Source organism: Brucella tritici (assembly GCF_008932295.1).
GTDB lineage: Bacteria > Pseudomonadota > Alphaproteobacteria > Rhizobiales > Rhizobiaceae > Brucella > Brucella tritici.
Window position 1 is genome coordinate 15,817 of the sequence record NZ_WBWA01000008.1, and the last position, 21,266, is coordinate 37,082.

The window sequence follows — 21,266 nt, forward strand, 5'->3', positions numbered from 1 at the left end:
AACTGGTGCGGACCGGGTACAGACATTGACTTCCGCAGTTCGCGTTCATAGCTATCAGCTAATCATGAAGGCAAGTATGCGGCTATCGGAAATCTGGAAAAATCGTCCGGTTCGATATTCGTAATTGCAAACGGAACAAGGCAGATGACAGGCATTACCGTTTCAGATTCCGCAGCAAAGCGGATCGCCAAGATTCTCGGATCGGAACCGGGAAAGACTGCCCTTCGCGTTTCGGTCGAAGGCGGCGGGTGTTCCGGCTTCTCCTATAAATACGATCTGGTTGATGAGCAGACCGACGACGACATCGTCATCGAGAAGCTCGGCGCCAAGGTGCTGATCGATTCCATTTCAGTTCCCTATATGGATGGCTCGGAAATCGATTTCGTCGATGATCTGATGGGACAGTCGTTCCAGATCCGCAATCCGAACGCCACTTCGGCCTGCGGCTGCGGAACCAGCTTCGCCATCTGACTGGCACGCACGAAAAAAATTAAAACCGGCTGCCATGTGGCGGCCGGTTTTTTTTATGGCTGCCGGGAAACAACCAGCCTTAAACCTTTACCGAAGCGACCGTCGCTTCGATATGGTCCACCAGGGCATCCGGCAGGCCGAGACGACCAGCCAGCATATCCAGATATCCGCGTTCAGCCCTGTTATCGGGGTCTATCGCAAGGCGCGACGCCGTATAAAGCTCGACCTTCTGCTCTTCCGTCTGTGCGGCTGAAACCAGAACATTGAGATCGACGGGATCGGCAAGCTCCTTCTCAAGGAAGGCTTCCGCTTCATCGTCGAGACCAGAAATCTTCACCTTCTCCATGATGCGAGCCCGCTCCGCATCATCAATATGGCCATCGGCTTTGGCGGCAGCAATCATCGCCTGCACAAGTGTCAGCGCAAAACTGTTGCTCATGGCTGGAGATTGCGGGTGGAACGGAGAATCGGCCGGAGGCGGCGGAAGCAGTTCAGGCTCTTTCGCAACCGGCTGTTCAGCTTCCTGCGGTGCCTGACCGGACTTATAATTCTTGTAGGCGAGATATCCCAATCCGGCGATGGCAGCAATGCCACCCACTGTCGCCACATTGCCCGCGAGCTTGCGTCCGGTCTTCGTGCCAAGAATGGCTGCGGCGATGGCACCCGTTGCAAGCGGGTTCTTCTTTGCCAGGTCTGTCACCTGCCCGGCCTTGTCGCGGACACTTCCCGACGTACCGGGTACTTGTGATCCCAGAAACTGTTCGAGAAGTTTCTTGGCGTCGAACATTCGAATATCTCCTGTTTGGCTCCTGTCCAGAGCAAATAGGAATGCAAAACCGCCAATACAAATAGTCTTGGGCCGAATTTTTCTCGGATATCGAAATTGTGGGCGATGAAAAGCTGTGACGCGCGATTGCGCCCTGCTTGCCCTCACCTCCCCAAGCGCATAATCATAGGGTTATGAAAATCGCGACCTGGAACATCAACGGCGTCAAAGCCCGTATCGAAAACCTCCAGCATTGGCTGAAGGAGTCCTCGCCCGACATCGCCTGCCTGCAGGAAATCAAGTCGGTCGATGACCAGTTTCCGCGTCTGGAGATTGAAGCGCTCGGCTATCATGTGGAAACACATGGCCAGAAAGGCTTCAACGGCGTCGCGCTTCTGTCCAGGAAATCACCGGATGAGGTCAATCGCGGCCTTCCCGGCGACGATGGTGATGAGCAGGCACGTTTCATCGAAGGCGTCTACTCGACGGACAAGGGCGTTGTCCGCGTCGTTTCGCTTTATCTGCCGAACGGCAATCCGGTAGATACCGAAAAGTTTCCCTACAAGCTTTCGTGGATGCAGCGGCTTGAACTGTGGGCGAAAGACCGCCTTGCCCTGGAAGAACCTCTGGTGCTTGCCGGTGACTACAACGTCATCCCCGAGCCGTACGACGCCAAAAATCCCGAGCAGTGGGTTGGCGACGCGCTCTTCAAGCCACAATCGCGCCAGGCATTCCGCAGGCTTGAAAATCTGGGCTTTACCGATGCAATCCGTGCGTCAACCGACGACACCGGGATTTACTCGTTCTGGGATTATCAGGCCGGTGCCTGGCAGAAAAACAACGGCATCCGCATCGACCATATGATGCTGTCGCCAGAGGCGGCCAATCGTTTCATATCAAGTGATGTGGAAAAGCACGTCCGTGCCTGGGAAAAGCCGTCCGACCATGTACCGGTGACGATAACGCTTTCAGTCTGAGGCTAATTCTAGGCGAAGATCAGAAATCGCCTTTGGTGGCATAGTCACTGGAGAGTGCGATCGCATTACGACGATCTGCTTCACCGGCAATCGAGAATGCCTGTTCCTGCATATCGCGTATCCATGGGCAATCCTCGGTCGGGCAGCGCTCGAATGCCGCCGTCATCATGGCAAGGCCGCGAACGGTCTTGCCTGCCTGAAACAGCATATTGCCAAGCATGGCCTGTGCACCGGCATTGCCTTTCTTGGCGGCAAGCTGGAACCAGCGTGCGGCCTGCACGGAATTGCGTTCTCCGCCGTCGCCATCGAGCAGCATCTTGCCAAGCTCGAACTGGGCCGCTGAATCACCGAAATTGGATGCGGCCTGCACATAGAGATTGCGCGCCATGCCCGGATTTGCATTGACCGGCGAGCCCGGAATGCCGCGCTTCACATAACCTGCAAGCGCCACGAGAGCGTCAGCCACATAAGAGTCGTTTTCCGACCCCGGTTCCGAGCCCTCGCGAACGATCTTTTCGAAAATCTTGTAGGCTTCGTAATCGTTTTCCGGCACGCCATCGCCATCGGCATACATGCGGGCCAGTTTCCACTTTGCGCCCTGATGGCCGCGATCCGCAGCATAGCGCAGCGCCTTGATCGCCTCGTCCTTGTGACCGTTCTTGTATGCGGAGAAGCCGAACTTGAAGAGTTCAAACGGGCTTCTCGACTTTTCGGAATCGTCATTAAGGTCGAAAGCAAAGGCGCTATTACAGGCAATGGCCAAACCGAGAGCCATAGCAAGGGCGCTATATGAAAAACTGCGGATACGCATCACAACGCTGGTCTTTCACACTCAGTGGAGGAAACATTCATAGGGGACAGAATGCACGCTGTTTTCGTCAAGACTGAGACCCGATCTTGGCCGAAAAAAGCCTTACCATCATTGGAAAGAATAAAGGGCGTACGAACAGGGTTGATCCTGTTCCCAATCCGTTTGCCGTGCAACAACGCGCCCTTCGTCATTCCTGCCTATCCTGCTGGAGCTTGATAGCTCTCAATACTTTGGTGGCTTCTGCCTTTCCATGATCGGTGACGCCTGTTTGTGGCGGGAAATGGGCAAAATGTGCCTGAGCTCTTTCTAACCTAAAGCAACGGTAAAGACTGTTGCTAATTGACAACAAACTGACTGTTGTTCCGATCAACAATCTGCTCTTGTTGACGCAAAGGATAAGAGTTCGCAGTCTGCCGCAAAATCAGAGACGCTAGGGAATCGGGAAGCCACCTATGAGCAAATACCGTCGTCCTTACAGACGTCCCTACCGGTCTGCCCGCAAAAGCAATAGTATAAGTTTTCGCGGCATCTTATTGACTCTATTGCTTTTTTCAATTCTCGTTACACTCATCGTCTACCTGCCGATGCCATCCGCTCCAAAAGAAGCATTGAACGGTTCGGTCTATGTGATCGACGGCGACACCGTGGTCCTTGGCAAGAAACATATACGTCTCAAGGGTATCGATGCGCCGGAGATGCAACAGCAATGTGTGCGAGCCGGAAGCACTTACGATTGCGGCAGAGAAGCTCGCAACATATTGCGAGGCAGAATCGGCAGGTCCTCGATTCGGTGCGAGACGGAAGGACGAGATCAGTATAGCCGTGATCTGGCGCGCTGTTATCTCGGTGAAACCGATCTCAACCGCTGGATGGTTGAGCAGGGCTGGGCCGTTTCCTATGGCGATTATCAGCGCGAGGAAAGAGACGCCCGCAGCAACCGGCGCGGCATATGGGCCGGGCAGTTCGAGCAGCCATCCCGATGGCGCAAGGAACATCGCAATGAGGAAACTGTACAGCAATCGGACAGCAAATCGCTGTTGGCTGTAATCAGCGATGCCATTACCTATATAAGGGAGCATATTCGGACTTTTATTGAAATGATCCTGCCCCGAAACTGATGGAATTCGCTGATACAATTCATGGAAAAGCTGGACGAACTCAGCCGCTCGATCCGGGCCTGTCGTATCTGTCGCGACACACCAGAATTTCTGCCGCCCTTGCCGCATGAGCCCAATCCCGTCTGCATCGTCTCGGATACAGCGAGAATTGCCATTTGCGGTCAGGCTCCCGGCATTCGCGTGCACAACACTTCCCTGCCGTTCAACGATCCGTCCGGGGATCGCCTGCGGCAATGGCTCGGCGTGTCGCGCGAGGAATTTTATGATCCATCACGCTTTGCCATCGTCCCGATGGGCTTCTGCTTTCCCGGCTATGACAAGCATGGTGGTGATCTTCCGCCGCGCCGCGAATGTCGGCAGACCTGGCATGACCGTGTTTTCGCGGCAATGCCGCAACTGGAATTCGTGCTGGTGGTCGGACAATACGCCCTGGCCTATCACCTGCCCGGCTATCGGGGCCGTAATCTCACTGAAACCGTCAGGAACTGGCGGCATTTCATCGAAACACCCAATCAGGCGGGTCGAATCGCCCTGCCCTTGCCGCACCCATCCTGGCGCAACAGTGGGTGGCTCAAGCGAAATCCATGGTTTGATGCTGAAGTTGTGCCTGTTCTTCAGGCAAAAGTGCGAGACCTCATCCAAGACGATAAATAATTTTTATTCCATTCGTTTTCATCAGAATATTTTTCCTGTAACTTCGGATCATTGCGAACCATAAGGTATGACGTTTCACCTATTCGCACAGTTCGGGAAACGATTTCTAAAACCGGGAACGGAAACGCATGGACAGGCTCGACAGGAAGATACTGCGCTTATTGCAGGAAGACGCGACACTTGCAGTGGCAGACGTTGCCAAGAAAGTTGGCCTTTCCACGACGCCATGCTGGCGCCGCATCCAGAAACTCGAAGAAGATGGCGTCATCAAGCGCCGTGTCGCCATTCTCGATCCGATCCGCGTCAATGCGCGGGTGACGGTGTTCGTGTCGGTGCGCACAAGCTCCCACAGCCATGAATGGCTCAAGCGCTTCTCCGAAGTGGTTCAGGAATTCCCTGAAGTCATCGAATTCTACCGCATGAGCGGTGACGTGGATTATTTGCTTCGCGTGGCTGTGCCGGACATCGGCGCTTATGACGCCTTCTATAAGCGCCTCATCAGCAAGATCGAAATTCGCGACGTGTCTTCGTCCTTCGCCATGGAGCAGATCAAGTACACCACCGAACTGCCGCTCGACTACATGGTGCTCGACAAAGATAACAACTAACGCTTTTAAAGCTTTGATTTAAAAGAAAAGCCCGCCAAATGGCGGGCTTTTCGATGATCTCGCGACCATTATTTCGAGCCGGATATTCCAGCCTGTTCGAACGTCGCCATGCCACTATGGCACAGTGCCGCCGCCTTGACGATACCGGCTGCGAGCGCCGCACCTGTGCCTTCGCCAAGGCGCATTCCCATATCAAGAAGCGGTTCCTTGCCCATCTTCTCAAGAAGCTTGCGATGGCCTGGTTCGGCGGAAACATGGCCGAACAGGCAATGATCTATTGCTTCCGGGTTGGCGGCATAGAGAACCGCTGCGGCAGCACTTGCCACAAAACCGTCGACGATGACCGGGATTTTCTCCATGCGCGCGGCCAGAATTGCGCCAGCCATGGCTGCGATTTCGCGACCGCCGAGACGGCTCAACACTTCCAGCGGGTCCTGGAGATGCGCCTGATGGAGAGCGACGGCCTGACGAACGGCGGCAAGCTTGCGCTCAAGCAACTCACCCGTTGAACCCGTGCCCGGCCCGACCCAGTCTTCCGCTGTACCACCGAAGAGCGCCAGCGCAATTGCTGCGGCAATCGTGGTGTTACCGATACCCATTTCGCCGATGCACAAGAGATCGGTTCCACCGGCAATCGCTTCCATGCCGAAAGCCATGGTCGCGGCGCAAGTGCGCTCATCCATGGCAGGTTCTTCGGTAATGTCCCCGGTCGGGTGTTCCAGCGCCAGATCAAAAACCTTCAGCCCGAGATCATTGGCAATGCAGATCTGGTTGATGGCTGCGCCACCGGCAGCAAAATTCTCGACCATCTGCGCCGTGACGCTTGGCGGAAACGGGGTGATGTTCTTGGCCGTAACCCCGTGATTGCCAGCAAACACCGCCACCAGCGGGCGATTGATCTGCGGTGTGCGCTTGCCGGTCCATGCAGCGAGCCATGCCACGATCTCTTCCATGCGTCCGAGCGAACCGGCGGGCTTGGTCAGTGTAGCCTCACGCTCGCGAACGGCCCTTTCCGCTCCCAGGTCGGGACCCGGCAGATTTCGGATCAATTCTCGGAAATCGTCAAAAGGTAGGCCGCTGGCGCTCATAAGTTTAGTCCAATCGATGATGGGAGGTGTAAATTCGTTGGGCTCGTCCTATAAGCACTGACGCGAATTTTCAAATCACCTCTTTGAGTTGAAGCAACATTGAGGCGAATTATCGCGGAAATCCGTTTCGGGAAACAAAGTGGAACAGTCACTTGCAGCGAAATAGTCTCATTGGCGACACGATCCGGAGTCTGGGCTTTCTAAGCCGCCTGCCGCTTCCGCAGAGATGGTTCGAGGATGGTGATGATTCGTTGCCGCGCAATGCCCGTGCCTTTCCGCTCGCAGGAGCGGTGCTGGGCCTGCTGGCAGGCGCTGTGCTTTTCGTGGCCTATAAAATGAACCTCTCGCCCCTTGCCTGCGCGCTGCTCGCAATTGGCACCCTGGCGGCGATGACCGGCGCACTCCATGAAGACGGCCTGGGTGATACTGCTGACGGCTTCTTCGGCGCATCTTCCGTGGATCGCCGGCTGGATATCATGAAAGATTCCCGCATCGGAACTTTCGCGGCGCTGACGCTGATTGTCTTCGTGGGTTTGAAGGCGGCTCTATTGATGGCGATCATCGACCGTGCAGGTGCAGGCTATGCAGCTCTTGCGCTGATCGGCGGCGAAGCGGCAAGCCGCGCAGCCATGCTGGCATTCTGGCACGCTCTGCCCTCCGCGCGTCCCGGCGGGCTGTCCGACAGCGTTGGCCAGCCGCAATGGGAGACCGTTGTTTGCGGTGTCGGGATCGGACTGCTCTTTCTTGTCTTCACGCTCATACCAGCGGGCGGATTTCTCTCGCTCATCAATGCGCTTGTGCTGGCGACTGTTCTGCTTGTCGGCTTTGCCAGACTTTGCATCGCAAAAATCGGCGGACAAACCGGTGACACATTGGGCGCAGCACAGCAGATCGGTGCAGTTGCCGTTCTCGCCGGGCTTGTCATGGCCCTTTGATGCAACCACATTGCATTTCATGGACACGACAACCATTGAATCCCCGTGCATATTGGTTTGCACGATAGATACGGAAACCGGCTTCTGCCTCGGCTGTGCCCGGACGCTGGATGAGATCGCACGCTGGTCCAGCATGAGTGCGGAAGAGCGAATGGCCGTCTGGTCGCTTCTCGCCGACAGGCACGAGATTATTGTAGAAAAGAGAATTGGCTGATGGGGCGCTTTTTCTGGCTCATTATTGCTGCTGTCGCGATTGTTGTCCTGCTGCTGATGTCCAACAATGACAGCGGCTCAACGCTTGGCATGGACAATGACGTGTTTGCCCGCGCAGCCTATCTGGGCATATGGGGCGTCGTGCTTGCTGCCGGTCTGCTAGGCTCCGGGATCAAGCTGACTGACTTTGCGCGCAATATGGCCATGTGGGCCGTGATTATTCTCGGCCTCGTTGCAGGTTATCAGTATCGTTATGAGCTGCAGGACGTCGCGAGCCGGGTCACGGCCGGGCTGATCCCCGGAAGCCCTATTTCAGGCCGTAATGCCGATGGCACTTTAACCGTCACGCTTGCAAAGGCTGCGAATGGTCATTTCGAGGTCAATGGGCGCGTGAACGGTGAACGTGTTCACTTTCTGGTCGATACCGGCGCATCTTCAGTCGTCCTGTCCCAGCAAGATGCAGAGCGCGCAGGCATAGACACGGCTTCGCTCAACTATTCCGTTCCGATCATGACGGCCAATGGTACGGCAAGTGCAGCAGTCATCAACATTGCCACATTGCAGATTGGCGATATCGAGCGCCAGAATGTGCGCGCCATGGTGACCAAGGAAGGCCTGATGACCGGCAGCCTGCTCGGTATGAACTTCCTGCAAACACTCGGCGGATTCACTGTCCGCGGGGACCAGCTTATTCTGATTGATTAGAGCGCAGCCCGAAAAGTGTGAAACGGTTTTCGGATAAGATTCCTGTCAAAACAAATGCTTAGAGCATCAATCTGATCTAATCAGATCGAAACGTGTTCTAAGCAGCTTCTGCTGCCGCTTCAGTCACGACGGCATAGGCCTGACGCAGCACATCACTGTTTGCGCCCGGCTTGGTGGCATCCGTCGAAAGGATTTGCCGCCAGCGCCGTGCACCCGGCTGCCCGGTAAAAAGCCCGACCATATGTCGGCTCACATGCGAAAGCCTGCCGCCTGCTGCGATATGACGATCAGTATAGGCGCACATTTCACCGATGATATCAGCGATCGAGGTAACTGCCTGTCCGCCTCCATAAAGGCGCGCATCCACCTCTGCCAGAATCTCGGGATTATGATAAGCGGCACGACCGAGCATCACCGCATCGGTGGCCTGCAAGTGCTGCTCTGCTTCATCAAGCGTATTGATCCCGCCGTTTATGCCGACGAAAATATCGCCAAGCCGCGCCTTGAGGCGATAGACGCGATCATAGTCGAGCGGTGGAATCTCGCGGTTCTCCTTGGGCGACAATCCTTTCAGCCAGGCCTTACGAGCGTGGACCCAAAGCGCATCAGCACCAGCGTCAAGTGTCAGATCGGCCAAAGTATCGAGTGCAACTTCCACATCCTGATCGTCAACGCCAATACGGCATTTGACGGTAACGGGCACGGAAACGGCCTCTTTCATTGCAGAGACGCAACGCGCCACCACATCCGGGGTCTGCATGAGGCAGGCTCCGAATGTACCTGACTGCACGCGATCCGACGGGCAACCGACATTGAGATTGATTTCGTCATAGCCGTAATCGGCGCCGATGTTCGCAGCTTCTTTCAGCTTCACCGGATCGGAACCGCCTAACTGCAGCGCCACAGGATGTTCAGCGGTGTCGAAACCCAGCAACCGGTCGCGTGGGCCGTGAATGATGGCATCCGCCACGACCATTTCAGTGTAGAGCAATGCATGCCTGGAAAAGAGCCGGTGAAAATACCGGCAATGTCTGTCCGACCAGTCAATCATAGGGGCTACGGCAAAACGCGGCCTATGCGAAATCAATGGGTTCGTTATTTTTCCGTAGCTTATCGCCATTTTCTAACTGCTCATTTAAGTCTATTGCCGCCCCTTTACGCTCGTTTTGACGCGAAGTATAACACGGATGTTGTACTCGGGGAGAATGTTGTACCAATGGGAACGATCATTGAGCGCCCAAGGGCGAATGGTTCAGTTGCGTATCTAGCACAAATCCTGTTGAAAAGGGATGGCAAAGTCGTTCACCGGGAATCCCGCACATTTGACCGGAAGTCGATGGCGGCGGCGTGGGTCAAGAAACGGGAGAGCGAACTCAAAAAGGATCCGGCACAACTAGGCGTGACCGTTCGCCCATCCACGAAGCTCAGTGATGCCATTGATACATATGTGCGCGAGAGCCTGAAGGATATAGGACGAACCAAAGCGCAGACGTTGAAGGCTATCAAGCGCTTCTCGTTTGCCAAGAAGGAGTGTTCATCCATCCGCAGTCAGGACATTGTGAAGTTCGCGCAGGAGCTGGCTGAGGAACGCACACCGCAGACGGTAGGAAACTGGATTTCTCATCTATCGGCAATTTTCACGCTCGCCCGTCCCGCCTGGGGAATACCGCTCGACACAGATGCCATGAAAGACGCTCAGATAGTTCTGAAGCGTCTGGGCATCATATCCAAATCTAATCAGCGCGAGCGCCGTCCGAGTATCGAAGAATTAAACAAACTGCTCGACCACTATACAGACCGGGAGATCCGCATCCGCAATCATATGCCGATGGTCAAGATAGTGTTGTTCGCTCTGTTCTCGACGCGACGACAGGACGAGATTTGCCGCATGGAATGGCAAGATTTCGAGCCGGAACATAAGCGCATATTGATTCGCGACATGAAAAATCCGGGCGAAAAGATCGGCAACAACGTGTGGTGCAACCTGACAGATGAAGCTGTCGCCGTCCTTCAATCGCTCCCAAAACAAGACAAGGGCCGGATATTTCCCTTTGTTTCGAAAACGGTAAGTTCCCGATTTATGCGGACTTGTCCGCTACTGGAGATCGAGGATCTGAATTTTCACGATTTACGCCACGAAGGGATATCCCGCCTATTTGAAATGGGCTGGACCATCCCCCAGGTGGCAATGGTATCCGGCCACCGATCATGGAGTTCTTTGAAGCGCTATTCCCACATTCGCCAGCAAGGTGACAAATACGCCGCCTGGAAATGGATAACGGACTTAATGCCGAAAGAGCCGCAGGTTGACGAAGAAGCACCGGCTTAGAAGGCGGTAACATTCCCCACAATAACAGCAAGAGTTCCAACTTTCGCCGAGCTATTGCAGCCCTATAAAATGCGAAAGTTGGAACACCTTGGCCGTCGTTTAGTCGGGCAGGTTCAAGACGGACGGAAGCTTGCGATCCATAATAATCACTTCACCGACTGGCTTAGCCTGACCGCCGCCAATAGTGTATGTGAGTGCAACGTCGCAGATCTTGAACGCCGCAAAGATGGAGCGCACTTCTGGCGTGTCGTTCAGAGAGATCATGAAGCGGCCCTTGATGTCAGCCATCCGCTCAGCCATCCGCTCAAAATCCTGCCGGCTGAATACATCCTTGCCATAGTCTGTTTCACAGCCGAAATAAGGCGGATCCATATAGAATAGCGTTCCGGGCGAATCGTAACGATCAATGAAGCTCGACCAGTTCAAATTCTCGATTTGCACCCCCGACAGCCGTTCGTGGATCTCTTCCAACAGCGGTCCAAGTCTTGTGACATTGAAGCGAGCAGATCCACCAGTGTCGACACCGTAGTTTCGGCCTACGACCTTTCCGCCGAACGCCAGGCGCTGCAGATAAAGAAAACGCGCTGCGCGTTCGAGATCCGTCAAGGTCGATGGATCGCAAGCCTTGAGCCGTTCAAATTCGCGCCTGGACGTAACTTGGAATTTCAGGGTTTCCATGAACTGGGGATAGTGGCGCTGCAGGATCCGAAACAGCGTGATGACATCGCCTGACACATCGTTGATGACTTCACACCTCGGCACGAGTTGTCGGCGGAAAAAGACGCCACCCATCCCGACAAATGGTTCCGCATAGACTGTATGGGGTACCTGTTCGATAATCGCCGCAACCCGCTGCGCGAGCTGTTTCTTTCCGCCAATATAGCCAGCAGCCGGCGACACTGGGCGTACCGTAGAGAATGAAAATCCTTCTTGCATTTTTCTTAACCTGTTGAGGCCAGTATCCGCCCGCCCGCAAGGGTCGGGGTGTGGCATTTGACCTACCGTCATGCCGGGCGGATCTGACGCGAATCAAGCCCGCCGCTTTTCGGTGTTGACGCACCGATGGCCGCCCCGGTCGGAGCGGATTTTCCACAACCGACAAATGCCGATTGACTAATCTTTAAAATGAGAACATTTTAGGAACATACTCCCACCGAGAGGAATATGTTCCTGAGTGCCCCTGTACTCGGGCGCGGTTCCGCGCATTCTGATTTTGGAGCGTGTCTTGCGCCTTCCTGAGACTATCGAGCGTCTGTACCTCGACTTCGACGGCTTCTTTGCGAGTGTCGAACAGCAATGCGACCGCCGCTTGCGTGGTCGGCCCATAGGCGTTGTCCCCTTCGAAGGGACGGACCGCACCGCCGTCATTGCCTGCTCAAAAGAGGCGAAGAACTATGGCGTTAAAAACGTCATGCCGATCAAGGAAGCAAAGCGGCTTTGCCCTGACCTGATCCTGGTCCCCCAGAAACCTGACCTTTACCGGCGCGCTCACAATGCCCTGCTCTGCGAGATCGAGACTGTTATCGCCATCGACACCGCCAAGAGCATTGATGAGCTGACATGCGTGCTGGACGACAGCGGAAAGCGAGATCCGGAACTACTGGCAGCAAGGATCAAGTCGGCGATATCGGAGAATATCGGCCCATACATCACCTGCTCCATCGGGTTCGCCGCAAACCGCCAGCTGGCAAAGATCGCCTGCAAGGCAGGGAAGGAAGAGACAAAGCGCCGAAGCGCTTACGGAAACGGCCTCGCCATATGGTGGCCGGCGATCATGCCGGACCCGCTTTTGCGTGTCGAACTGGAGGACATACCCGGCGTAGGCTCGAATATGGCAAAGCGGCTTTATCGCAATGGCGTGTTCACAACGACCCAGCTGTACAGCTTGCAGCCGAAACACATGCGCAAGATCTGGAACAGCGTCAATGGTGAGCGACTTTGGTATGCCTTGCACGGCTACGATATCCAGGCGCCAGCGCAGCAGCGCGGCATGTTCGGCCATGGTCGCGTTCTGCCACCAGAAGCCCGGTCGATCAGCGGTGCCTATGAAATTTCCCGCCTTCTGCTGACCAAAGCCGCCCGTCGCCTTCGCCGGGAAAACTTCTATGCAGCTGGCCTCTGGCTTTGGCTGTCGGTGCGCGACGGTTCATGGTTCGGCAAACACTATCTGCCGGTCGTGAACGATGACCAGGCTATTCTGTCGGCCCTGCGCTTGCTCTGGAAGCGCGTGCGCGACGATCATCCGCGAGGTGTAACCATCTTCCGCGTCGGCGTGACGCTCTATGATTTGTCACCAGCTGGCGAACGGCAGATGGACATGCTGAATAATGACGATGCCGTGCGCCAAAAATGGGAAAAGGCGAACAGCGCCGTCGATACGCTGAATACCAAATATTCCGGCACCATCGTCAGTATGGGCGAGTGGAAGCCACCCGCAGGCGGTCATGTCGGTGGCAAGATCAGTTACACTCGCATCCCGTCGGCTGAGGATTTCTGGTGATGGGCAATTGGAAATCGACAATTAAGGTCCGCGATCTGGACGATGAGCAGCGGCTTGAACTGACCTGTAAAAAATGCGGACGCGTGACCTACGCAACAAAGCATCTGCTTTGCGAGGGAACCGATCGTTCGCAAAAATATCTGGACGAGATTGAAGCGAAGGTCCGCTGCAAGGCGCGCGGCTGCAACGGCCATATGCGTATGGCCATGGTCAGACTTCAGGAGATGAGCGGCTTCGTAGGAGGGTTAGCATGAGTGGATATAAAAGCGACAAAGCCGTCGCAGCCAAAGGCGGTAAGCTATTCGAGCACTATTGTGATGCGAAGGCTTGCAAAGCGTGGGGATCGTTCGGCTACAAGACCGCCACAGTCCAGCTCTGGTTCTGCCGTGAGCACAAACAGGAAGGCGAAGACGCCTTGGCTGGACGCCGAAAATAAGTGCCCTACCTAATTCCGCAACATCGAAGGAGGATCGAATGTTCGGACCAAAGCAGCCCGTCGACTATCCGGATAGAGAAATCGATTGTCAGGAGGCCATTTCGCAGGGCCTCACTGACCTTGTTGAGCAACAGGTAGCGGCTGGCGCGACGGAAGCGGAAGCAACTGCGGCGCTTTCGGGCGCAAACGTCGTGGGTGTCCGAGAGCTTATTCAAGATGCAGTCGATGCCGGCTGGTCAGAAGAAGAAGCGGCAACAGCCATCCGCGTTGTATCCGAAGGATTATACCACGGAGCAACCGGCACAGATCCGAACGAATAAACGATAACGAAGGTAAGACACCATCCCGACTGATGGAAAAGAAAAAGCCCGCCGCGTCGGGTGACGTGCGGGCGTTGCGATTCAATTATGGAGGCGAATTGGACCGTCTTCGCTCGTAGTCTTCGCGCGCCTGCATGGTCGCTGTGAGCGCTGCGACCGCGTTCGATAAACCGATAATGCTATCCTGCATCCGATCCAATCGCGTCAAGGCGTCATTCTGGAATTTTGCGGCAGTAGCATCTGCAGTCGCCTGTTTCGTTTCCACAACCGTCAGCCGGTCATTGACTTTTGCAGATTGGTCTATTGCCGTAACGGCGGTTTTCTCGATCCGGTCAATGCGTGACACCTGAAATGCAATGGCATTCTGGCTTGCTGTTTCCTGCTTCTCAAATCGACCGTCCAGCCAGTTGAGACCGAAATAAACGACCAAACTCAATAACGGCAGCGCGACCGCCATCGACACACGGGCGACGGCCCGGAGAATGACACTATCTGCTATTTTTTGGATGCGTTCACCTGTCATTGTGTCCTCGCTCATCACTTCCAGCAGCCCCGCCGTTTCCCGGTTTCATCGTTACCTTCGACCCGTTCAGCTGCAGGCCGATCCACCTTTGTCAGAGCCACCAGACCTGCAGGCGATAGGTTATTCTGTCTCCACCCCGCGCAACTCGTCGCACCTGTGGATGGGCAACCCGCGACGACGAAGGGCAAGAGCACAAAAATCATAATCCGTAAGCCCGCGTAGTTTTTCATCGTCCTCGCCCCTTTCCCTTTCGGCTTTGACATCTTCACGCAATTGCTCGGAAACGGCTTCCTGACGACCTTCCCGCTTCCCGACGAAATAGCCTCCAGCCAAAAGCAATGCCGCCACCAAAAGGGCGGCTAGTGCCATTTTTAACCATGACGGTATGCGCCCCCAGATTGTGGCCATCATCCGATATCCGCCTTAAGGTCTTTGACCGCCTTGAACAGATCAGCACGCCGCTTGATCCCGTAGATCGCGAATCCGATAATTGCTGCGCTGAACAGCAGCTGGACACGCCAGTCTAGGCCACCAAGGAACGAACCTGCGCCACTGATCGCTGACATGATGCCAGCACCTGCCCACGTCCAGACAGTCTTGCTCTTCGACGGCTTCTTACCCAGTTCGCCCGGATCAGCCATGACAGGCTTTTCGACGGTGACGACTTCCGGAATGACGATAGCCGGCTGAACGTCGCCAGCGGTTTTGACCTTATTCAAAACGGCCTCGACCTTGGCCGGAGTGACAAGCTGCTTGTTGAGGCCATCACCTGAGTAAAAGCTCTCGCCCCGCTTCAGATCGCGGTGAGCGCCCTTCGTTGCGGCAAGGACAGGCAAAGAGGCCCATTCCTGCGCGAGACGTTTGCCGAATTCAGTGCGGCTGATCTTGCCCGCAACATATTCCTCATAACCCCGCCGCTTCAGAAGATGGAAGGCGAGACGATCCTGAAGGTTTGCGTCAAAGACCTGCGTTCCACGAAGGCCAAGCTCTTTGGACAGACCCTGCAAAGTGGCAAGCATGAACTGGGCGGCACCAGCTGCTGACGAAGCCGTAGAATAACCCCAGTTTCTTTTCACCCATGCTTTGCTCGACCAGTTTTTCTGCGCATCAACCAGATCGCCAAGCGTCATCTGAGTGATCGGCTTTGCGAGCCGGTTCTGACGGTTTCCGAAAATGACCTGATAACAATCAGGAGGCGCTTTCCCTGCATCGGTTCGGTAAATGAAGTCGAGCAAAAGCGCCGCACCGGCTGGCACGGTTTTATCCATTGGTTTTCCTTTCAGGACGGGAATGTCACCTGTCGGTGACTGAGATATTTATTTCTGCAAAAGCGCGTGTTATCCAGCTTTTGGGCATTTAATCCGGGGGGGCGTGAATATGGTTATTTCTCAAGGAAAACCGTCGATTGACGCGATTTCCCATTCAGACTTTGATAATGAGCAATGGGAGCGCGTTTTTGCATGGAAACGTGTACCAACTCCCGGCTACGTTGAAGAAACGTCGTGGTTGGAATTCGTTCTGAGGCGTAAAAATGCGGAAACGGGTGAGTGGGATTACAAGAAGCCCTATTCCCTGGACGAAGAAAACGACCTTTTAATAGATCGAATGACGGCCCCGTAGGGCCGTACCGATAGCGTCATTTAAAGATCGAGCTGATCAACGCTCCAATGCGCTCGAATTCCTTCGGCCACGGGTGATTATAAAGGTTTTGTGAGCAAAGGTTTCGAGGCGAAAAGCCCATCGCACCTTCATATCCCACACCAGTCAGTTCGTAGAGCGATACGTAAGCGGAACCGGTATCACGAGCGGCTCGCACCAGATAATCATGCGTCTTGAGCCAATTCACCATACTGACCGGGTTGCCGTCACTGTTGACGCGCGGCGTAGTGACGACAATAACCTCCGTTCCCACAGCCTGGCATTGCTCGATTATCGACCGAATGTTGGCGTAGGTTCCTATGCTACCTATCTCGTTCATACCGAACGCCAGCACCATCAGCGCAGGCCCTTCTGCCAAGACAGGACCGAACCTGCTCGGGTCTAAGCCGTTGTTCGCGCCTGTGGCAGAAGTGGTGCCGCCCCACCCATAATTGAGGTAAGTGATCGGGGAACTGTAACGCTCTTCCAATGCGGCCTTGAGCAACCAATTCCAACCGAGCCGAACATGCATTCCGACGCCCGCGTCTCCATCGAATGTCGGAATGGTTGCAAGTGTGTCAGCTGGCAGACCATTTAGATAGGATTTAAGGTCTCGCATCGGGCCGTTTGGACTGACGTCACCGCCTCCCATCGCCGTGATGCTATCGCCATACCCAACGAGTTTCAGCGCTTGGCCGGTTTCGAGGCGTTTCAAGGTTTTTGACAGACAAGAGCGGCAGTATTGCTTCCATGCAGCATGATCAGCCACACGATCATTGCGCACGAGGCCGTCAAACTGATGCATCGGGATAAGATCAACACCATAGCGCGTCACGAACGCCTTGTAGAGCGCGATATGGCCAGAAGGTAAGGCGGGCTGATAGAACTCCGGGTCACGCGCGCGATCAGTACCCTTGGTGATGACGACAGCACCAGTGTCCGGATTGAGCGAGACCAGATCGTATCGCATAGAATGCCCTGTGGCGGTGTAAGTGCATGGCACACCACTTCCTTCGCTCAAAAGGCCGACATACCCTCGATCAGCAAGCAAAAGGTAATCGGTACCCGGAACGAGTACAGCATTATCTGAAGTTCTCGTGACCGTGACGCCACTCAGATACCGATGCAAGCTCGGCAGGCTGGGCGCTTTGGCTACCGAGGCGAAATAAGTCAGCGTGATTGATCCAGACAGCGCCTGTGTGGCCGGAGCATCGAAGGTGATGGATGCTTCGGGAATAGAAACCGAACCGGATGGTTTTTCTAATACAAAAGGCTGAAGCGCCACGGAAAAGGTGGCAAACGACTGGATTTCCCTAACCGCCGATTTCACTCGATCTTTTATGGAGGCTGATACGTCAGCCGTTCCCAGATAACCAACCTTATCGATGCGGATTGCCATCGTTTGGCTGGACGTGTTGCTCCACGATGTAATTGCATTGTTACGGGTGTAGAAGCCCTTCTGCCACTGAAAATCAAAGACAGGCAAAGCAGACTGTCCTGCTCCAATGGCTGTATAGGCCACCATATCTGCAGTCAGTGCAAAAACTTCGATGCCATAAATATAGTCCGGCGACATGATAAGATTTTCGTCAACTGCGAAGGTGGCCTCGGCAAGCGCGGTGGAAAGCCCGATTTCAGACTTCTCATAAAGACGCTCGAAACACACATCGTCGCCCGCCACAGTTCCGAATGCGACATCGTTCGTAAGCACTGATCGGCGGTAAATTCGCAGTCCAACTTTGGCATTAGCAGCGGGAACCTCCAATCTCACCCTGACGGCTGAAACATCGGTGTACCCCTCTGGCCTCCATCCTGACTGGAAGCCATAGAATGCATCTGTGGCAGACCAAACGCTGCCGCTAAAAACGCGTTCAACGGCAGCAATTTGAACACTTTTGGTCCGATCCTCGGCAATAGAATAGACGACCGCAGCGCTTTTATCGGGACCAGAAGCTGATGCCTTGTAGACGCGAAACGAAATCGCTCCCGTTCCAGTGATAGCGCCTATTCCGTTGGCCGCGTTTCGGTACCAGCCTCGCATCCAAGTCGGGTCACCAGCCAAGGCGTTCGCCGAACCAATACCCACTGCTACAAGCGCGCCTCCGCTCGAACGCGCCGATACGTCAGCGATATATAGATAGTCAGGTGAAACTGCCCCGGCCTCGCTTAGATCGAAATTGGCATATGCCCATGCAGTTCCCGCACCGGGGATATCGGACAGGAGCGCATTCTTGCTAAGGATCAAACGATCACCAGCCGCCGAGCCGGGGGCGGTTGCCGCCGCGATGTCGGAAAGCTGGCGACGCCACAGCTTAATGTCCACATTGTTCGCCGTAGCGGCAAAGCTCGCCATCGCCGAGATATGGCCCAGTCGGAAGACCTTATCTGGGAGGAATGCGAAGAACCATCCAGTCAAGCCAGATGAGACAGGCCACGTGTTCACTGCCCTGAGACGCTTGGACTGGAGAAGCTCAGCACTATCCTCTTTCAAAAGATCTGAGGTGGTCAGCAGTGCACTACCCGATTGTTCGGCGGATATCACGTCCAGATTGTTCTTGATTTCCGTTGTGTCATCGTCGCGCAGCCAGCGCCACCCGGCGGGCGACGTGGACCATGTATAGATGCCGACATTAGGGACAGCGCCGCCAACTACAGGGTCAGTATGAGTGCCGCTGTCAGCCTCGACATATCCGCGTTGCCCGTTGCGCGTCCCGGCTATTGCAGAGAGCTGCGCCCACGTTGCCTTTGTCACAGTGTCCCCTGAAACTTCAAGGTCATCAACAAGATTTTCGATTGCCGCAAGCCCCCTCTCCAGCTCGGTACCCCACACCTGCACGTCCGAATTAGAAACAGGTCGCACCACACCGCTTGCCGTGACAGGTGCAAATATGCCTTCCGCCTTTTTCGTAAAGACAGTCATGAATTCTCTCCAATATGCCGTGGGAATAATTCCAAAGTTAGCCGCTACCGCCGCCATTTCCGGGAATTGTGTAGGAATAGGTCGCGGCGGGACTGTTCATCCCGGCCGAATTCTGTGCTGTGGCCGTCACAACAACCGTGCGATCAAAGGTGCCGGTTGAGGCTGAGAATTGGCCTGAAAAGATCTGCCCGGGTCGACTGTTCCCGCCGCCACTCGCAACCTGACTCCCGCCAACCGTGGCGATCCACGACACAGAACGCGCATGAACATCCGTCGATGAGACGTTCACCACGAATGTATAAGATCCGCTGCCGTTGCTCGTTCGCGTTACATTAAGCGTCGGCGCAGTCAGAGAAGGGTTCTCAATTGCAACAGAAGCAACCAATAGAGTTGGTGACCAATAGGACCCCTCATCGTCTTCGTTGAAAAACCGCGCCCGGAAATCGACCTGCCTGCCGGAGTAGTTACCAGTCACATACCCACATTGTAGTCCGGTGGGTGCCCCTGAAATGCTCATGGTTGACCACGCTTCCGGCTCGCCAGAAGTATAAGGACGGAAAACCGCTTCGCTACTGTCAGCGCCCGAAACACCATTGAACAATACACGAAGCTCATATGAACCGTCGGAATATTGAACCTGCGCATATCCACTGGGCTTAGCCGGGGTGTCCAGCACTGCTTCATACTGCATGTCTGGAATCGGATCGGGCGGCGGAGCTTCGTCAAGATCCACATCCCATGGCGTCAATGTCGGCCAGACAACGAACGGGATCTCCACCGTCCCATCGCCGTCGTTAATACGAGGCGTACCGATTGCAGCGTTGACGCTTTCGTCGAGATCGGGAAGCTCCAGCGAGATGAAAGATTTTCCCCACGCCGCGAGCCCTGCAAAATTCGTGGTAACCACACCAACATCCGCACGAGCAAGGGCAAATAAGCGACGTCCGATCCGCTGCGCCTGCGCAGCTGATGGGCAGAATGGCAATTCGACATCAAAATACTGCTCGCCGACGCGGTCGATCTCATTTTGATATCGAGACCACGGCAATGGCTGCGCGCCCGGTTCGTTCGGCGTTTTCGATAGCGGGATTTCCGCCATTTCGTAATTGCGCTCTGGCGAATAGTACTTGATGCGGCAAACATTCGGACGCTCGACGCTGTCGGGTCCAGACTTCCACTGGAGATCAACAATATCTCGTTCAGTGAGTGCAAGTTCCGGAGTGCGCTGATCATCAATCAACCGAACTGCAAACTTGTTATTATCCGTCGAGATAATCTCGGCACCGATGGATTTAAGTACCTGGTCCATTACATCGCCGCGCTCGCGTTCGGAGGGCCATAAGCCCCAGGCGCGCGCCCGAACTTCGTTACCAGCGACGACAGCCCCGATATGATCAGCTCTTGTCGCTTCCTGCGCAGTGAAAGCCCAGTCGATATCGGATGATTTGAGGCTGGGATAACTGCGAAGGATGTGCGTCGCGCCTAAAATACCGTTGTCGGAATATTTCCAAGTGACGGGGTTATCAGCATTTTGCGAGGAGTCGCGCGGGTCGAAAATGAGTTCGGAGCGCTGTACCCGCTCATAAGGAGGCTCGCCACCTTGGTAGAGTTTCAAGAACTTTTCGTCCTCAATACCGGGTGAGATATAGCGCAGCAGGGATTGCGCAATGCCACGAGCGCGGTGGCCATCCGTCCAAAGATCCGGGAATGCGGTCTTCAAATCCGGCCAAGCCGTTTCGGAACCATCGCCTATCTTACTCCTGATATAGAGCCAGGCACCACCTTTTCGCGCCCACGGCGGCGAAGTCACCATACCGTCGGCGTCCACTGTGACCTCACGTCCGCCCACATAGTGTTCTTCAACTGCGGCTATTGGGCCTTTGGTGTGGCAGATGACGCGCCAACGATCGAGATCTTTGGTATTGCCGAATGCCTTCAGTCCGCCCACTCGCACACGGCCAATAGCGCGGATCTCCGAGCTATTGCCGGTTTCGAATGTGCTTTTGAACTCGCCGGGGTCCATCTTCGGTGCGCGGGGTCCGAAAAATGCACCGGCTAGGAACTGCGCGCCGAGGACGCCCGCACCAAGCACAATCGAACCAAGCAAGCCGGCGCTCATTGCAGGCAGGATTCCGGCAGCGCCGACAGACAAAAGGCCGGAAATAATGGCGCTGCCAATAGAGATCGGGTCAGCCAGCGCCGTTCCGCTCATCAGAAAGAATGAGCAGGCGGCAAGAACAAGTCGCTTTTTCAT

General features: G+C 55.1%; 24 protein-coding genes. 14 read left to right on the plus strand and 10 right to left on the minus strand.

Translation table 11 applies throughout. The features are described from left to right. Positions 1-144: 144 nt before the first annotated feature. On the plus strand, positions 145-471 hold the full coding sequence (erpA, locus tag F9K91_RS10335) for an iron-sulfur cluster insertion protein ErpA (RefSeq protein WP_006471759.1): 327 nt from the start codon (positions 145-147) through the stop codon (positions 469-471). 79 nt (positions 472-550) lie between these two features. Here the strand turns inward: erpA and F9K91_RS10340 are convergent, their stop codons facing one another. Beyond that, on the minus strand, positions 551-1,258 hold the full coding sequence (locus F9K91_RS10340; RefSeq protein WP_151557390.1) for a tellurite resistance TerB family protein: 708 nt from the start codon (positions 1,256-1,258) through the stop codon (positions 551-553). Positions 1,259-1,431: 173 nt separating this feature from the next. On the opposite strand from F9K91_RS10340, the gene xth reads away from it, so the two are divergent. Next, positions 1,432-2,214, plus strand: coding sequence for an exodeoxyribonuclease III (gene xth / locus F9K91_RS10345; RefSeq protein WP_151557388.1), 783 nt, complete (start codon positions 1,432-1,434; stop codon positions 2,212-2,214). Between the two features lie 19 nt (positions 2,215-2,233). On the opposite strand, the gene F9K91_RS10350 is transcribed toward xth, so the two are convergent. Further along, entirely contained in the window at positions 2,234-3,025 is a 792-nt protein-coding gene (locus tag F9K91_RS10350; RefSeq protein WP_061346430.1) for a tetratricopeptide repeat protein, read from the minus strand. 452 nt (positions 3,026-3,477) lie between these two features. Here F9K91_RS10350 and F9K91_RS10355 point away from each other — a divergent pair, with 452 nt between their 5' ends. From F9K91_RS10355 to F9K91_RS10365, 3 genes are all read left to right on the plus strand, one after another. After that, positions 3,478-4,143, plus strand: coding sequence for a thermonuclease family protein (locus F9K91_RS10355; protein WP_151557386.1), 666 nt, complete (start codon positions 3,478-3,480; stop codon positions 4,141-4,143). A 12-nt stretch (positions 4,144-4,155) separates the two neighbouring features. After that, the gene (locus F9K91_RS10360) at positions 4,156-4,797 is read left to right on the plus strand and encodes a uracil-DNA glycosylase family protein (protein WP_151651452.1); all 642 of its coding nucleotides are present in this window, start codon (positions 4,156-4,158) and stop codon (positions 4,795-4,797) included. Between the two features lie 128 nt (positions 4,798-4,925). Beyond that, positions 4,926-5,405, plus strand: a complete 480-nt coding sequence (locus F9K91_RS10365) for an Lrp/AsnC family transcriptional regulator (RefSeq protein ID WP_010661230.1) — start codon at positions 4,926-4,928, stop codon at positions 5,403-5,405. Between the two features lie 68 nt (positions 5,406-5,473). Here F9K91_RS10365 and cobT read toward each other — a convergent pair whose 3' ends face one another. Next, positions 5,474-6,493, minus strand: a complete 1,020-nt coding sequence (gene cobT / locus F9K91_RS10370) for a nicotinate-nucleotide--dimethylbenzimidazole phosphoribosyltransferase (RefSeq protein WP_151557382.1) — start codon at positions 6,491-6,493, stop codon at positions 5,474-5,476. A gap of 152 nt (positions 6,494-6,645) precedes the next feature. Between cobT and F9K91_RS10375 the strand changes: the two genes are divergently transcribed. Genes F9K91_RS10375 through F9K91_RS10385 form a run of 3 tightly spaced genes read left to right on the plus strand, consistent with a single transcriptional unit; the run spans position 6,646 to position 8,346 of the window. Beyond that, the gene (locus F9K91_RS10375) at positions 6,646-7,428 is read left to right on the plus strand and encodes an adenosylcobinamide-GDP ribazoletransferase (protein ID WP_151557380.1); all 783 of its coding nucleotides are present in this window, start codon (positions 6,646-6,648) and stop codon (positions 7,426-7,428) included. A 19-nt stretch (positions 7,429-7,447) separates the two neighbouring features. Beyond that, positions 7,448-7,642 carry a DUF1289 domain-containing protein gene (locus tag F9K91_RS10380; RefSeq protein ID WP_151557378.1) on the plus strand — a complete coding sequence of 65 codons (195 nt, stop codon included), beginning with the start codon at positions 7,448-7,450 and terminating at the stop codon, positions 7,640-7,642. Beyond that, the gene (locus tag F9K91_RS10385; RefSeq protein WP_151557376.1) at positions 7,642-8,346 is read left to right on the plus strand and encodes a TIGR02281 family clan AA aspartic protease; all 705 of its coding nucleotides are present in this window, start codon (positions 7,642-7,644) and stop codon (positions 8,344-8,346) included. Before F9K91_RS10380 ends, F9K91_RS10385 begins: the two co-directional genes overlap by 1 nt. Positions 8,347-8,443: 97 nt before the next feature. Here F9K91_RS10385 and dusA read toward each other — a convergent pair whose 3' ends face one another. Beyond that, positions 8,444-9,466: a tRNA dihydrouridine(20/20a) synthase DusA gene (dusA, locus tag F9K91_RS10390; protein ID WP_151677751.1), complete on the minus strand. Its 1,023-nt coding sequence runs from the start codon at positions 9,464-9,466 to the stop codon at positions 8,444-8,446. 96 nt (positions 9,467-9,562) lie between these two features. On the opposite strand from dusA, the gene F9K91_RS10395 reads away from it, so the two are divergent. Then, positions 9,563-10,675, plus strand: a complete 1,113-nt coding sequence (locus F9K91_RS10395; protein WP_151677752.1) for a site-specific integrase — start codon at positions 9,563-9,565, stop codon at positions 10,673-10,675. Between the two features lie 99 nt (positions 10,676-10,774). Here the strand turns inward: F9K91_RS10395 and F9K91_RS10400 are convergent, their stop codons facing one another. Continuing rightward, positions 10,775-11,611: a DNA adenine methylase gene (locus F9K91_RS10400; RefSeq protein WP_151677753.1), complete on the minus strand. Its 837-nt coding sequence runs from the start codon at positions 11,609-11,611 to the stop codon at positions 10,775-10,777. Positions 11,612-11,849: 238 nt separating this feature from the next. Between F9K91_RS10400 and F9K91_RS10405 the strand changes: the two genes are divergently transcribed. From F9K91_RS10405 to F9K91_RS10420, 4 genes are read left to right on the plus strand one after another with little or no spacing between them, the layout of a single operon-like run. Next, positions 11,850-13,175 (plus strand): Y-family DNA polymerase, encoded by a 1,326-nt coding sequence (locus F9K91_RS10405; RefSeq protein ID WP_235912868.1) that lies wholly within the window; start codon positions 11,850-11,852, stop codon positions 13,173-13,175. Continuing rightward, positions 13,175-13,429, plus strand: coding sequence for a hypothetical protein (locus F9K91_RS10410; protein ID WP_151677754.1), 255 nt, complete (start codon positions 13,175-13,177; stop codon positions 13,427-13,429). Before F9K91_RS10405 ends, F9K91_RS10410 begins: the two co-directional genes overlap by 1 nt. Beyond that, positions 13,426-13,611: a hypothetical protein gene (locus tag F9K91_RS10415; RefSeq protein ID WP_151677755.1), complete on the plus strand. Its 186-nt coding sequence runs from the start codon at positions 13,426-13,428 to the stop codon at positions 13,609-13,611. The genes F9K91_RS10410 and F9K91_RS10415 overlap by 4 nt, the downstream gene beginning before the upstream one ends. 38 nt (positions 13,612-13,649) lie before the next feature. After that, complete coding sequence (locus F9K91_RS10420; protein WP_151677756.1) at positions 13,650-13,931, plus strand: hypothetical protein; 282 nt, start codon at positions 13,650-13,652, stop codon at positions 13,929-13,931. An 85-nt stretch (positions 13,932-14,016) separates the two neighbouring features. On the opposite strand, the gene F9K91_RS10425 is transcribed toward F9K91_RS10420, so the two are convergent. From F9K91_RS10425 to F9K91_RS10435, 3 genes are all read right to left on the minus strand, one after another. After that, complete coding sequence (locus tag F9K91_RS10425; protein WP_208852689.1) at positions 14,017-14,469, minus strand: hypothetical protein; 453 nt, start codon at positions 14,467-14,469, stop codon at positions 14,017-14,019. 105 nt (positions 14,470-14,574) lie between these two features. Beyond that, positions 14,575-14,865, minus strand: a complete 291-nt coding sequence (locus tag F9K91_RS10430) for a hypothetical protein (protein WP_151677757.1) — start codon at positions 14,863-14,865, stop codon at positions 14,575-14,577. Further along, positions 14,862-15,722: a lysozyme family protein gene (locus F9K91_RS10435; RefSeq protein WP_151677758.1), complete on the minus strand. Its 861-nt coding sequence runs from the start codon at positions 15,720-15,722 to the stop codon at positions 14,862-14,864. The genes F9K91_RS10430 and F9K91_RS10435 overlap by 4 nt, the downstream gene beginning before the upstream one ends. Positions 15,723-15,831: 109 nt before the next feature. Here F9K91_RS10435 and F9K91_RS10440 point away from each other — a divergent pair, with 109 nt between their 5' ends. Further along, positions 15,832-16,074: a hypothetical protein gene (locus F9K91_RS10440; protein WP_151677759.1), complete on the plus strand. Its 243-nt coding sequence runs from the start codon at positions 15,832-15,834 to the stop codon at positions 16,072-16,074. Positions 16,075-16,090: 16 nt separating this feature from the next. On the opposite strand, the gene F9K91_RS10445 is transcribed toward F9K91_RS10440, so the two are convergent. Together F9K91_RS10445 and F9K91_RS10450 are read right to left on the minus strand one after the other, a co-directional pair. Beyond that, the gene (locus F9K91_RS10445; protein WP_151677760.1) at positions 16,091-19,069 is read right to left on the minus strand and encodes an SGNH/GDSL hydrolase family protein; all 2,979 of its coding nucleotides are present in this window, start codon (positions 19,067-19,069) and stop codon (positions 16,091-16,093) included. Beyond that, positions 19,050-21,266 carry a phage tail protein gene (locus F9K91_RS10450; RefSeq protein ID WP_151677761.1) on the minus strand — a complete coding sequence of 739 codons (2,217 nt, stop codon included), beginning with the start codon at positions 21,264-21,266 and terminating at the stop codon, positions 19,050-19,052. The genes F9K91_RS10445 and F9K91_RS10450 overlap by 20 nt, the downstream gene beginning before the upstream one ends.

What these genes read in the sequence shown, in the direction of transcription:
- erpA (WP_006471759.1), top strand. Translation starts at nt 145, where the DNA reads ATGACAGGCATTACCGTTTCAGATTCCGCAGCAAAGCGGATCGCCAAG.
- F9K91_RS10340 (WP_151557390.1), bottom strand. Translation starts at nt 1,258, where the DNA reads ATGTTCGACGCCAAGAAACTTCTCGAACAGTTTCTGGGATCACAAGTA.
- xth (WP_151557388.1), top strand. Translation starts at nt 1,432, where the DNA reads ATGAAAATCGCGACCTGGAACATCAACGGCGTCAAAGCCCGTATCGAA.
- F9K91_RS10350 (WP_061346430.1), bottom strand. Translation starts at nt 3,025, where the DNA reads ATGCGTATCCGCAGTTTTTCATATAGCGCCCTTGCTATGGCTCTCGGT.
- F9K91_RS10355 (WP_151557386.1), top strand. Translation starts at nt 3,478, where the DNA reads ATGAGCAAATACCGTCGTCCTTACAGACGTCCCTACCGGTCTGCCCGC.
- F9K91_RS10365 (WP_010661230.1), top strand. Translation starts at nt 4,926, where the DNA reads ATGGACAGGCTCGACAGGAAGATACTGCGCTTATTGCAGGAAGACGCG.
- cobT (WP_151557382.1), bottom strand. Translation starts at nt 6,493, where the DNA reads ATGAGCGCCAGCGGCCTACCTTTTGACGATTTCCGAGAATTGATCCGA.
- F9K91_RS10380 (WP_151557378.1), top strand. Translation starts at nt 7,448, where the DNA reads ATGGACACGACAACCATTGAATCCCCGTGCATATTGGTTTGCACGATA.
- F9K91_RS10385 (WP_151557376.1), top strand. Translation starts at nt 7,642, where the DNA reads ATGGGGCGCTTTTTCTGGCTCATTATTGCTGCTGTCGCGATTGTTGTC.
- dusA (WP_151677751.1), bottom strand. Translation starts at nt 9,466, where the DNA reads ATGGCGATAAGCTACGGAAAAATAACGAACCCATTGATTTCGCATAGG.
- F9K91_RS10395 (WP_151677752.1), top strand. Translation starts at nt 9,563, where the DNA reads ATGGGAACGATCATTGAGCGCCCAAGGGCGAATGGTTCAGTTGCGTAT.
- F9K91_RS10400 (WP_151677753.1), bottom strand. Translation starts at nt 11,611, where the DNA reads ATGCAAGAAGGATTTTCATTCTCTACGGTACGCCCAGTGTCGCCGGCT.
- F9K91_RS10410 (WP_151677754.1), top strand. Translation starts at nt 13,175, where the DNA reads ATGGGCAATTGGAAATCGACAATTAAGGTCCGCGATCTGGACGATGAG.
- F9K91_RS10415 (WP_151677755.1), top strand. Translation starts at nt 13,426, where the DNA reads ATGAGTGGATATAAAAGCGACAAAGCCGTCGCAGCCAAAGGCGGTAAG.
- F9K91_RS10420 (WP_151677756.1), top strand. Translation starts at nt 13,650, where the DNA reads ATGTTCGGACCAAAGCAGCCCGTCGACTATCCGGATAGAGAAATCGAT.
- F9K91_RS10425 (WP_208852689.1), bottom strand. Translation starts at nt 14,469, where the DNA reads ATGAGCGAGGACACAATGACAGGTGAACGCATCCAAAAAATAGCAGAT.
- F9K91_RS10430 (WP_151677757.1), bottom strand. Translation starts at nt 14,865, where the DNA reads ATGATGGCCACAATCTGGGGGCGCATACCGTCATGGTTAAAAATGGCA.
- F9K91_RS10435 (WP_151677758.1), bottom strand. Translation starts at nt 15,722, where the DNA reads ATGGATAAAACCGTGCCAGCCGGTGCGGCGCTTTTGCTCGACTTCATT.
- F9K91_RS10440 (WP_151677759.1), top strand. Translation starts at nt 15,832, where the DNA reads ATGGTTATTTCTCAAGGAAAACCGTCGATTGACGCGATTTCCCATTCA.
- F9K91_RS10445 (WP_151677760.1), bottom strand. Translation starts at nt 19,069, where the DNA reads ATGGCGGCGGTAGCGGCTAACTTTGGAATTATTCCCACGGCATATTGG.
- F9K91_RS10450 (WP_151677761.1), bottom strand. Translation starts at nt 21,266, where the DNA reads ATGAAAAAGCGACTTGTTCTTGCCGCCTGCTCATTCTTTCTGATGAGC.